Annotated in this window: 9 protein-coding genes; 8 read left to right on the top strand and 1 reads right to left on the bottom strand. The window is 47.5% G+C overall.

The window, feature by feature from the left end; genetic code table 11:
• On the top strand, positions 1–318 hold a 318-nt coding region (locus K0504_RS10695; RefSeq protein WP_220104184.1), incomplete at its 5' end, for an integrase core domain-containing protein.
• A gap of 40 nt (positions 319–358) precedes the next feature.
• Here the strand turns inward: K0504_RS10695 and K0504_RS10690 are convergent.
• The gene (locus K0504_RS10690) at positions 359–2074 is read right to left on the bottom strand and encodes a proline--tRNA ligase (protein WP_220104183.1); all 1716 of its coding nucleotides are present in this window, start codon (positions 2072–2074) and stop codon (positions 359–361) included.
• 551 nt (positions 2075–2625) lie between these two features.
• On the opposite strand from K0504_RS10690, the gene nifH reads away from it, so the two are divergent.
• The 7 genes from nifH (at position 2626) to K0504_RS10655 (ending at position 12855) form a co-directional block, all read left to right on the top strand.
• Positions 2626–3504, top strand: a complete 879-nt coding sequence (nifH, locus tag K0504_RS10685; RefSeq protein WP_220104182.1) for a nitrogenase iron protein — start codon at positions 2626–2628, stop codon at positions 3502–3504.
• Positions 3505–3554: 50 nt separating this feature from the next.
• A complete protein-coding gene (gene nifD, locus K0504_RS10680; protein WP_220104181.1) occupies positions 3555–5024 on the top strand; it encodes a nitrogenase molybdenum-iron protein alpha chain in 1470 nt (489 codons plus the stop codon).
• Positions 5025–5102: 78 nt separating this feature from the next.
• Positions 5103–6674: a nitrogenase molybdenum-iron protein subunit beta gene (nifK, locus tag K0504_RS10675; RefSeq protein ID WP_220104180.1), complete on the top strand. Its 1572-nt coding sequence runs from the start codon at positions 5103–5105 to the stop codon at positions 6672–6674.
• A gap of 148 nt (positions 6675–6822) precedes the next feature.
• Positions 6823–7035, top strand: a complete 213-nt coding sequence (nifT, locus tag K0504_RS10670) for a putative nitrogen fixation protein NifT (RefSeq protein ID WP_220104179.1) — start codon at positions 6823–6825, stop codon at positions 7033–7035.
• Between the two features lie 64 nt (positions 7036–7099).
• Positions 7100–7786, top strand: a complete 687-nt coding sequence (locus tag K0504_RS10665) for a NifB/NifX family molybdenum-iron cluster-binding protein (protein WP_220104178.1) — start codon at positions 7100–7102, stop codon at positions 7784–7786.
• Positions 7787–7856: 70 nt separating this feature from the next.
• Entirely contained in the window at positions 7857–8189 is a 333-nt protein-coding gene (locus K0504_RS10660; RefSeq protein ID WP_220104177.1) for a DUF6129 family protein, read from the top strand.
• An 841-nt stretch (positions 8190–9030) separates the two neighbouring features.
• Positions 9031–12855 carry a LamG-like jellyroll fold domain-containing protein gene (locus tag K0504_RS10655; RefSeq protein WP_220104176.1) on the top strand — a complete coding sequence of 1275 codons (3825 nt, stop codon included), beginning with the start codon at positions 9031–9033 and terminating at the stop codon, positions 12853–12855.
• The last annotated feature ends 33 nt before the right edge of the window (positions 12856–12888 follow it).

The raw sequence follows: 12888 nt of genomic DNA, 5'->3' as shown, positions 1-12888 counted from the left end.
AATCAATCCTTGATACATCACTCCGATAGAGGAAGTCAGTATTGCTCAGAGTTATATCAAGCAGAGCTGAGGAAGCATGGTGCTAGGCCCTCGATGACTGATGGCTATGACTGTTACCAAAATGCTTTGGCTGAGCGAGTCAATGGGATCTTGAAGCAGGAATTTTTACTGCATAGGTGCCGTAGTTTTACAGAGCTAAAGCAAGTAGTAAAAGAATCTATCGCTATCTACAATCAACTCAGGCCGCACTTGAGCCTTGGTATGAAAACACCAGAACAAGTGCACAAAAAAGCCAGCGTTGAAGGAACGCTGGCTTAATCAAAAACCGTCAACTTATTTTAGGACGGCACACAGTGTGCTAGTCGGCTAATTGTGCCTGCACATGCGCGACCATCTGGTCAATCGCGATTTCGTGTTTTTCACCATCGCGGCGATGCTTGTATTCAACAACTTGCTGATCAAGGCCGCGCTCACCAATTACGATGGTGTGCGGAATACCGATTAGCTCCATGTCTTTGAACATCACGCCAGGGCGCTCTTTACGGTCATCAAACAACACTTCGATGCCAGCTGCTGTTAATTCGGCATAGAGCTTTTCAGCAACTTCTTTCACCCGATGAGACTTGTGCATGTTCATTGGAATCAGCACAACTTGAAACGGCGCTAATGCGTCGGGCCAAATAATGCCGCGATCATCGTGGTTTTGCTCAATGGCTGCCGCCACAATGCGAGAGACGCCAATACCATAGCAACCCATGGTCATCGTTTGATGCTTGCCTGTTTCACCGAGTACGCCTGCGTTCATCGCTTTCGAATACTTGTCACCGAGCTGGAAGATGTGGCCCACTTCGATACCGCGTTTGATATCGAGCTTACCGTTACCGCATGGGCTTGGATCGCCGGCTTGAACATTGCGTAAATCGGCAACTTGAGGCGCCGGTAAATCACGTTCCCAGTTAATGCCTTTATAGTGCTTACCATCTACATTGGCACCAGCTACAAAGTCAGCCATGATGGCGACGGCGCTATCGGCCACAATAGGCATTGGCAGCTTGACTGGGCCCAGTGAGCCGGGCAGTGCGCCAACAGCCGCTTTGATTTCTTCATCGCTGGCAAATTGCAGCGGCGCGGCAACGTCAGCTAACTTCTCGGCTTTAATTTCATTGAGTTCATGATCACCGCGTACCAGCAGCGCAATCAGCTCGTGATCGCTGTCATCACTGGCTTTGACTATCAAAGTCTTAATGCCTTGAGCGGCAGGAATACCAAACTGCTCCGTTAAATCGGCAATGGTTTTAGCGTCAGGGGTATCAAACTCGCTCATGGCTTCGGTTGCTTCGGCGCGTTGCTCTGTGCAAATGGCTTCAGCCATTTCAACATTTGCCGCGTAATCGGAGCCATCAGAGAAAGCAATGTCGTCTTCGCCACTGTCGGCTAACACGTGAAACTCATGGCTAGTGCTACCGCCAATCGAGCCGGTATCGGCAATCACCGGACGATAATTTAGCCCTAAGCGCTCGAAGATGCGGCAGTAAGCATCAAACATAACTTGATAGGTCTGCGCTAAACACTCGTCTGTTAAGTGGAATGAGTAGGCATCTTTCATGGTGAACTCACGGCCACGCATCACACCAAAGCGAGGGCGAATTTCATCACGGAACTTGGTTTGAATTTGAAATAGGTTGAGCGGTAGCTGTTTATAGCTAGCCACTTCATTGCGAACTAGTGCGGTGACGACTTCTTCGTGAGTTGGGCCAAGCAAAAATTGACGATTGTGCCGATCACGCAAGCGGCACAGTTCAGGTCCATAATCTTCCCAGCGACCGGACTCTTCCCACAAATCGGAAGGTTGCACGACTGGCATTAAGATTTCGACAGCACCGGCACGGCTCATTTCTTCGCGTACAACTTGCTCAACTTTGCGCAACACGCGCAAACCGCTTGGCAGCCAGTTATATAGGCCTGCGGCAACTTTACGGATCATACCCGCGCGCAGCATCAGCTGGTGGCTGATCACTTCTGCATCGGCAGGCTTTTCTTTAGTGGTGGATAACAGATATTGAGTGGTGCGCATGGCAACAAAATCTCGTCAGGCTAGCAAAGGAGCGATAGTTTAGCAGTGCTCGGCCACGAGTTGTAGTTGTGAGTGAGGCAAAATACGAGTCTATTGCGCCCCAGCGCCAGAGTTGAAACGGCCAGTGATTCTCGCTCAACGTTAAATCGCGCTGGCCCGCGAGCATTGATGCTGCAACATAGTCCGCTGTGCTTTTCATATATAAGGCTGCTGTTGGCTGCAGCATGACATCACGCTGTTAGTGAACGCCTCATTCGCACGCGGCAATTGTCCTATTCCCCTTTTATCAGCCCGCAGGGTTCGGCCTTATTTGATAAACCGTTACCCGTTGTTGGGTATTGCCGGCGATTTTGTCAGTCGAATTGTTGGTTTTGTTTGTGTCGATCACGACAAAACCCCTCATTTTGTTGTGACATCTTTCGTCGGTCTAATCTGTTTTTAAATAATATTCCTTTAAAAACATGGGGTTGTGATTTTTCTTGGTGTTGGTGTGGTTTTCGCACTGTGTTATTCGGGAACCGTTTTTAACCAACTTCTTAAAGGGACAAACCATGGCTATTCGTCAATGTGCAATTTATGGCAAGGGTGGTATCGGCAAATCCACCACTACGCAAAACCTCGTGGCAGCGCTGGCAGAAGCTGAGCAAAAAGTAATGATCATCGGTTGTGATCCAAAAGCGGATTCCACTCGCTTGATCCTCCACGCGAAAGCTCAAAACACCATCATGGAAATGGCTGCTGAAGCCGGATCTGTTGAAGATTTGGAATTGGATGACGTACTTAAGGTCGGTTACGGCGGTATTCGCTGTGTTGAATCCGGCGGTCCAGAGCCAGGTGTTGGTTGTGCGGGTCGCGGTGTAATCACAGCGATTAACTTCTTGGAAGAAGAAGGCGCCTACGAAGAAGATTTAGATTTCGTATTTTATGACGTACTAGGTGACGTTGTGTGTGGTGGTTTCGCGATGCCAATTCGTGAAAACAAAGCACAGGAAATCTACATCGTTGTGTCTGGTGAAATGATGGCGATGTACGCCGCGAACAACATTTCTAAAGGTATTTGTAAGTACGCAGCAACAGGTAGCGTGCGCTTGGCAGGCCTTATCTGTAACTCACGTAAGTGTGACCGTGAAGACGAGTTGATCGAAGCGTTAGCCGCCAAGATTGGTACTCAGATGATTCACTTTGTACCGCGTGACAATGTGGTTCAGCAGGCTGAAATCCGTCGTATGACTGTGATTGAGTACAACCCAACTTGTAACCAGGCTGATGAATACCGCGCACTGGCTAAGAAGATCATTGCCAACGAATTGTTCGTGGTACCAGAGCCTTGCACCATGGATGAATTGGAAGAGCTATTGATGGAATTCGGCATCATGGATGTTGAAGACGAATCAATCATCGGCAAGACCGCAGACGAAGCTGTTGCTTAAGCAACTGAGCAAGCAAATTTCCCTAACGGCTAACTTCTCAGGAGAAGACTATGTCAATGGATAAAGCTGAAACTCAGGCGCTCATCAGTGAAGTGCTTGAGGTTTACCCAGACAAGGCGAAAAAAGATCGCCAGAAACATTTAACGGCAAATGACACCGATGCTGCAGGCAAAAAATGTGTCACTGCTAACCGTAAATCTCTACCGGGTGTAATGACTGCCCGTGGTTGTGCCTACGCCGGTTCTAAAGGCGTGGTGTGGGGCCCAATCAAAGACATGATCCATATTTCTCATGGTCCTGTTGGTTGTGGTCAGTACTCGCGTGCCGGCCGTCGTAACTATTACACCGGTACGACTGGCGTTAATAGCTTCGGCACCATGAACTTCACCTCTGATTTCCAAGAGCGTGACATTGTGTTTGGTGGTGATAAGAAGTTAAGCACCATTGTTGATGAAATCGAAACCTTGTTTCCGCTTCATAAGGGGATTTCGATTCAGTCAGAATGTCCGGTAGGTTTGATCGGTGATGACATCGAAGCTGTTGCCAAAGTTAAAGGCAAAGAAATCGGCAAAACCATCGTACCGGTACGTTGTGAAGGTTTCCGTGGTGTGAGCCAGTCATTGGGTCACCACATTGCCAACGATACTTTGCGTGATTACGTCCTCGACAAGTCAGAAGAAAAAGAGATTGAAACAACACCGTATGACGTTGCCATTATTGGTGACTACAACATCGGTGGTGATGCTTGGTCTTCGCGTATTCTGCTTGAAGAAATCGGTCTTCGCGTTGTCGCGCAATGGTCTGGTGACGGCACCATCGCTGAGCTAGAAAACGGCCCTAAGGTCAAGCTGAACCTGATTCACTGTTACCGTTCAATGAACTACATCTCTCGTCATATGGAAGAGAAGTACGGTGTGCCGTGGATGGAATACAACCTGTTTGGCCCAACCAAGTGTGAAGAGTCACTACGTAAGATTGCTGCCTTCTTCGACGAAACGATTCAGGCCAAAGCGGAAGAAGTGATTGCTAAGTACCGCCAGCAGTGGGAACCCATTGTTGCTAAGTACAAGCCATTGCTGGAAGGCAAAAAAGTCATGCTGTATGTCGGTGGTTTACGCCCTCGTCACGTGATTGGCGCCTACGAAGATCTGGGTATGGAAATTGTTGGTACCGGCTATGAATTTGCCCACAACGATGACTACACCAAGACCATTCCTGAAGTGAAAGATGCCACTTTGATTTACGACGATGTCACCGGCTATGAGCTGGAGAAATTCGCCGAGCAACTCAAGCCAGATCTGATTGGTGCGGGTGTTAAAGAAAAGTACATCTTCCAGAAAATGGGCGTTCCGTTCCGTCAGATGCACAGCTGGGATTACTCAGGTCCTTATCACGGCTTTGATGGCTTTGCCATTTTCGCTCGCGACATGGACATGACATTGAACAACCCATGCTGGGACAAGCTGACTGCACCGTGGAAAAAGCCTGCGGTAGAAGAAGCGATGGTCGTAAACGGCTAACTCAAGCAAGCGCAATGCGCTTATGTGTATCACTCAACCCGTCTGTTCACAGATGAGTGGCGCGGGAGGAGAAAGAAAATGAGTCAATCAGTAGAAGACATCAAAGCGGGTTTTCCGCTATTCGGTGACAAAGACTACCAAGACATGATGGCGCGCAAGCGTGAGATGTTTGAAGAAGGTCATGACGCCGAAAAAGTAAAAGAAGTATTCGAATGGACCACATCCGAAGAATACAAAGAGCTTAACTTTGCTCGTAAAACACTGACCATTAACCCGGCTAAAGCCTGTCAGCCATTAGGCTCTGTGCTATGTGCTTTGGGTTTTGAAAATACCTTGCCATATGTTCACGGTTCGCAAGGTTGTGTCGCGTATTTCCGCTCTTACTTTAATCGTCACTTTAAAGAGCCTGTCGCTTGTGTTTCTGACTCTATGACTGAAGACGCAGCTGTTTTCGGCGGCCAGAAAAACATGTTTGATGGCTTGCAAAACGCCCTAGCACTGTACAAGCCTGATGCCATTATGGTGTCGACCACTTGTATGGCCGAGGTTATTGGTGACGATTTGAACGCCTTCATTGGTAACGCCAAAAAAGAAGGTTACATTCCAGAAGATTTACCAACGCCATTTGCCCACACGCCAAGCTTCGTTGGTAGCCATGTCACTGGCTGGGACAACATGTTCGAAGGCGCTGCGCGCTACTTCACCATCAAAGAGATGGAAGACAAAGAAGTTGGTAGCAACGGTAAAATCAACTTAGTACCAGGTTTTGAAACTTACCTGGGTAACTACCGCGTCATGCACCGCATGATGCAAGAAATGGGCGTTGACTACAGCTTGCTGTGTGATCCAAGCGAGGTGTTAGACACGCCAGCTGATGGTGAATACCGCATGTATGCTGGTGGTACTTCTATCGCTGAGATGAAGGATGCACCAAACGCTAAAACCACCATCTTGCTGCAACCGGATCAATTGGTGAAAACCAAGAAATTCGTTGAAGGTACTTGGAAGCACGAAGTGCCTGCAACCAGCATTCCAATGGGCTTGGATTGGACTGATGAATTTCTGATGAAAGTGTCAGAGATCAGCGGTAAAGAAATCCCTGAGTCATTGGCCAAAGAGCGTGGTCGTCTGGTTGATATGATGACTGACTCACACACTTGGTTGCACGGTGTTAGCTTCTCTATCTACGGCGACCCTGACTACCTGTTGGGCTTGACCAAGTTCTTACAAGAGCTGGGTTGTGAAGTGAAACATATTCTTGCCAACAACGGTAACAAGCGCTGGCGCAAGAAGATGGAAAAACTGATCGCTGAAGGCCCAGGTACTGCCAATGCTGAAATTCATGTTGGTAAAGATCTATGGCACTTCCGTTCACTGGTATTCACCAACAAACCAGACTTCATGATCGGTAACTCCTATGCCAAGTTCATTCAACGCGATACCAAAGCGAAAGGCGATGAGTTTGAAGTTCCACTGATCCGCTTAGGCTTCCCAATCTTCGATCGTCACCACCTGCATCGTAACACTACCTTGGGTTACGAAGGCGGCATGTACATGCTCACAACGTTAGTGAACACCGTACTTGAGAAGCTGGATGACGATACGCGTCAGATGGGTAAAACGGACTACGGTCACGACTTAGTGCGGTAGTCATCGAAAAACACCGCTGAACTCAGGCTTGATCAGCACTTGGGTTCAGCGGGCAATTGTGCCGCTCGCTTATTGTGAAGCAGTGAGCGGCTCAGTTGCACGATGTGACGGCGCAGCAGTGCCGGATAATTAATCGAAGGAGTAGGGCATGCCTAATGTAATGATCCGCAAAGAAGCCGATGGTGCTTTATCGTGCTATATCGCCAAAAAAGATTTAGAAGAGGCGGTGGTCGCCATTGAATTTGATGAGCCAGAGCGCTGGGGCGGAGAAATTGAACTGGCGGATGGTACCTGCTACTACATCGAACCATTATCGGAACAGCCTCAATTACCCAAAACCATGCGCGCGCGACGCGCTTAACGATTCCGCAGAATGAATTTATTGTCGCTGGTTACTGGCTGGCGGCTAACAAGGAGTGGCTCTTATGTCTGATGTGACAATGGATGCGCCGACGATTTCAGAATCGGTTGCATTGCGCCTGGCTCTAGCAGCCAAAGCTCTACCGCAATTACAATTGGCGATTTTGGTCAACACACTGGTCAATCAACTTGGTGATGTGTTGACGGAGAAGAAACTCCGTAGCATCTCACCGAAACAACTTCGAAGCTGGTTTTCTGAAGGCTTAGGCGCGCACATCGAACCGCCAGACCGGGTCCAGTTAGCGCAAGCCCATGCAGTACTGACCGGTGAGAATATCGCCTCGATGGAAGCACCTGAGGTGCCACAACTCCCGGCATTATCTGGCCCTAAAGTTAGGGTGGCGGTTACGTCCAATAATAAGCAGCAAGTTGATGGTCACTTTGGCTCGTGCTTGCGGGTGTTGGTTTATGAAGTCAATGCCGAAAGTTATCAATTAGCCGACGTTCGTCCGGTGACTTGCTCCGCAAGCGGCGATGCTCGGACCAGCTTCATGTTGGAGCTACTCGAAGATTGTCAGATCTTATCGACGCTATCGATCGGTGGCCCTGCCGCTGCCCGCGTGACGCGCGCGAGTGTGCACCCTTTAAAACAAGCGACGCCCGTTGATGCCGATTTTGTCTTGAGTCGCATTCGCCAAGTGATGCATGAAGGTGCGCCGGCATGGTTGAAAAAAGCGGTTGTCGATAATTAAGCGATTGGCAATAAAGATCTTATGACCAGTGACTAGCGCTAATAACAAGGCTAGCTAATGGAGCGTTACGATGGTTACTCCTGCACAACCAATACAATATGACAAACAACCTGAAGCTGACATGGTTCAAAGCGCTCCGTTGCTGTCGATGGATTTTCTTAATCAGCTTGCGGCACAACTGATTGAATTGGCTGCGACACCGAATACGGTGCAGTTATTACGAGAACAATTTCCTGAGATACGCTTCTTATTGTGTAGTGATGATGACATGGCTGAACGAGAGCCATTTTTATCATTTGATGCGTTTGGTTTTTATCTCATGTCCGGAGGCTTAGGCTGTGCTTGCTTGACCAATGATATGGATAAAGCCGTGGGCGTTATTATTGCCACTATTGAAGAGTAAATTACAGAGTAAATTGAAGAATAAGTCGCTGCAAAAAATTGCCTCAAACTCGTTCAATACGAACTCAGTGGTTTTAGTCGTCGAGCCCTATTCATGGCATGAATGGGGCTCGTTTTATCCGCCAGCAGAAGCTCGTTGGCATTAGAGATCAAGTTACCTGTCGGCTCCAAATTAATTCCTATTACCTCTTTAATAAAAGAGGTGGTTGGTTGGCGCGCAGAGCGCCCCATTCATCTTCTTTCAATTCTATCAATTTGACGTGCGGGCATGCCTGCAATCTTATTCAATGTAATATCAACATAGAAAGCGCCATAGGCTGAAATCATGGTTGGTTCAATGGATTTTAGCGACCTGAATCGTTTCGTTTCAGGAGGTAAGGTCATGGCTTCAACGTTCGGCTTGCTTACCAATCATATTTGATTATTAGACAAACAATTCCAGCAGAGGTTATTCGGCGGTCACAATGTTATGACTGCTTGTAAGCTATTGGTCAGTCCACTCAAATATCCAAGACTTGCTTTGTGTTAACAATTTTTTCACCTCTCCGATAAAATCAGCCAATTTAGTCAGCTAATGAGGCGTATTTATTCATTGGTGTAACAATTCAGTAACGCTTAGAGACTGCTTGTTGTAGTGCAAGTGGTTACCGATTAATCATTGGGCTTAATTGGTAAGGCAGTAAATTGTGACGGCTGTTGCATATTGGTAATAATTTGTGATGTGTTGTGAAAAAACGAGGGGTCTGACAATGATCCTTGAGGCCGAAACTATTAACTTCCTGCATGTGTTCGTGGTAAGACCCGACCTATTGTCGTGTCTAAGTTTACTCAAAGGAAGTGAAATGAATTCCAAGAAATCCATATTTCACCTTAATTCCGTTTTAACGGTGCTGGTATCAGCAGGCCTACTAAGCGCCTGTGGTGGTTCCGGTGGTGGCTCAAACTCCTCATCAAATACATTTACTGTAACTGCCATTGACGGCTACCTTGCTAACGCTGAAGTTTATTCTGGTGTGACTTACACCAATGGCTGTGCGGTAAATGAGTATCTTGGCATGACTAACGACTCCGGCGAGTTGCCAGAAGTTGACCAAGATTACCTAGATGCGCCGTTGTGTGTGAAAGCGATTGCTGGCACAACAACTGATTTGACGCGCGGTGATGTTACCAGCACGTTTGAAATCACAGCGCCTGCTGGCTATACCGTTGTCACGCCAATCACTCACTTGGTAATGCAAGCTATCCAATCTGACGACGAGATTGGTTTGGCCGAAGCTGAAGAAATGGTATTGGCCCACTTCGACGACCTCGGCGTGACGGAAGACGTCTTATTCGGTGACTACCTTGCTGCTGGTACTGAAGTTGCCGAAGCAGTTGAAATTGTGGCTGAGCAACTAGCTGACTTCAATGATGAAGACCTAGACGTTCAATTGGAAATTGCTGAAAGTCTTGCTGACTCAACAGCTGTTTACATTGCTGATGAGACATTAACGTTAGATGACTTTGAAGCAGCCGTTGAAGTTGATGAAAATGGTAATGTTACCGCACGAGGCAACTTCGCTCCTGAATTAGATAGCGGCGCAGTTCCTGCGGCAGAAGAGCTTGGCTTTGGAAGTTCGATTACATCGGTTGACCTTAATACGCTCTTTTCTGACGCTGATGGTGATTCGTTAGACTTCATGTTGACGTTTACCGACTTTACCGAAGCTGAAGCCGGCTTGATGGTCGATTCTACCGGTGTATTGATGGGCACTCCAACCGCGATTGGTAGCTTTAGTGTTGATGTTGTTGCGACCGACGGTTTTGCCTATTCTGATCCAGCAACACTTGAATATACTGTGACCGAAGCAACTTCGGGTGCTAACTGTACAGCTTTAGCTTTGTCCGCCATTGATGCTATTTATGATGAAGGTTCTTCACAAGAAGCAAGCGGTAACGGCCCCGCGCAAGCCATTGATGATGACACCACGACTCGTTGGTCATCACCTGGTGATCGCTGGTTAGTCTTAGACTTAGGTGAAGCACGTGATGTCGCTCTGGTAGAGACTTTCTGGTACAAGAGTGATGAGCGTTACACTCCTCACGACATCGAATACTCTTTGGATGGTGAAACTTGGACAACCTTGGCTATGGATGTCCAGCTGCCGATATTGCCTGATGATGGTGAAGACTGGCAAACAACATGGGCTGGTGATGGTGCTACACCGATTGATGGCCGCTACCTGCGCTTAACAGCTCACGGCTATGTGAAAGCCGATGCCAGCACTGGTGTTTGGAACAGCTTGAATGAAGTTCGTGTTTCTGATTGTGGCGCTACTGGTACCGCTGCTCCAGAAATTGATTTCACTAACAAAGCTGCTGCACTTTCTGACTTAGTGACCGATGATATTGCTGAAATCCGCTATGATTTAGCGTCTGGTGCGACAACTGGTATGTACAGTGCTCGTATCTTATACCCTGCAGATGAGACTCAATCAGTATTCATTAGTGTTTATGACTCGGCTAACTCTACGTCTTCTGCAATTGCTGATTTGATTATGGATGAAGGCAACTTGCAGGTTCGTGAAAGCGGCGGAGATAAAGTTGACCTAACAGCAACGTTCACTCCAGGTGAGTGGGTTGAGTTTGGTATTTCTTGGGACACTGTGGCTAATGATGCCAACGGTAACTACACCGTTTACATCGATGGCGTTGCAGTAGGTAGCTTCACCAACACAGCAGCAGACACTGAGGCAACTCACGTTTCCGTTAAGTACCCAAGTACAAGTAACGTAACCGTGTACAAGCTGTTTGTTGATAATTTTGCGGTTTACTCTGATGCTGCTGGCACAATGCCAGTATTTGAAGATGACTTCGAAAATAACAACGTTGGTGACAGCTTAGTTGCAGACCCATACAGCGATACTGGTTATGACGCAGTTGTTGTAGAAATCGATGCAACAAATGGCATGCCTGTTCTTGATTCAGACCCAGCAGCACAAGCTGTGACATTGGGTGATGCAATCGTAGATGTTGACCTGACAACATACTTTGTTGATCCAGAGGGCGATACACTTAGCTACGGTATAAATGTCTACCTTGGCGATAGCATCTCTACGGATTCTGGTTTGACTATCTCTGGAGATATGTTGACTGGTACACCAACCGAAGAGGGTGACTACACAGTTACAATTGCGGCCTTTGATGGTTCTAAGCTGTCAACTGCAGCTGACTTTGTGTTCAACGTCACAGCCTCGACTGACCCTGATCCAGACCCAGATCCAACTCCAGGTGAACCTGCTGATGCTAATTACGCATGGGATTTCTCTGTAGTTGATGATGAAACCGTATTGGGCGATATTGACTTGTCAATGAGTAAGTCTGATAACAACCCTCGTACAGTGGTTGAGGGCGCAACAGCAGATGGTTTGGCGGTTAACATCGAGCAGTCAACTGACTCTGGTACTTACGGCTACTACTATGCTGAAATGGGTACTGCAGCGACTGATCCGCTAGCTTTCAATGATGGCGTTATGACCATGGAGATTGTGTTTAAAGCAGACGACATCATGTCGTATGCGGACAGCCAAGATCTTCAGTTGTTGGAAAATACCGATAGCAACAAAGGTTATAAGTTGATTGTTAGCAAGTCGTCTCAACTACCGCAGTTCAAGCTTTACAACAGCTCTGGTTCCACTTCGGTTACTGCTACTACCGCTATTGAAAGTGGCGAGTGGTATCACATTGTCGCAACCTTCAATGGTAACGGCTCTGACGCAAACATCTATGTAAACGGTGTTCTTGAAGGAACTGCGACAATTAGTGACTACGTGCCTAACGATAAAGATGGTGACAAGGTCTATGTTGGTGGTGGTTCAAACAGCTCTCAGAAAAACCTAGATGGTGCACTTGACCATGCTGGTTTCTGGACCTCTGTATTGACTGCTGATGAAGTAGCTGCTCGAGCCACAACATTTGGTTTTGGCGAAACCTCTGGTCCAGCTGATGCAGACTATGCTTGGGGCTTCTCGATTGTTGGTGATGAAACGGTACTGGGCGATATTGACTTGTCAATGAGTAAGTCTGATAACAACCCTCGTACAGTGGTTGAGGGCGCAACAGCTGATGGTTTGGCGGTTAACATCGAGCAGTCAACTGACTCTGGTACTTACGGCTACTACTATGCTGAAATGGGTACTGCAGCGACTGATCCGCTAGCTTTCAATGATGGCGTTATGACCATGGAGATTGTGTTTAAAGCAGACGACATCATGTCGTATGCGGACAGCCAAGATCTTCAGTTGTTGGAAAATACCGATAGCAACAAAGGTTATAAGTTGATTGTTAGCAAGTCGTCTCAATTACCACAGTTCAAGCTTTACAACAGCTCTGGTTCCACTTCGGTTACTGCAACTACGGCTATCGTTAGTGGTCAGTGGTATCACATTGTTGCGACCTTCAGTGGTAACGGCTCTGACGCAAATATCTATGTAAACGGTGCTCTTGAAGGAACCGCGACTATTAGCGACTACGTGCCTAACGATAAAGATGGTGACAAGGTCTATGTTGGTGGTGGTTCAAACAGCTCTCAGAAAAACCTAGATGGCGCACTTGACCATGCTGGTTTCTGGGCCTCTGTATTGACTGATGACGAAGTAGCTGCTCGTGCTGAAACCTTCGGTTTCTAAAAAAGCTAGATAGTAGTACTTACCGCAAAAGCC

The sequence above is a fragment of the Neiella holothuriorum genome, from assembly GCF_019457915.1.
GTDB lineage: Bacteria > Pseudomonadota > Gammaproteobacteria > Enterobacterales > Neiellaceae > Neiella > Neiella holothuriorum.
The sequence above is the reverse complement of the archived record's forward strand: the minus strand, read 5'-3'. Positions and strand labels throughout refer to the sequence as shown.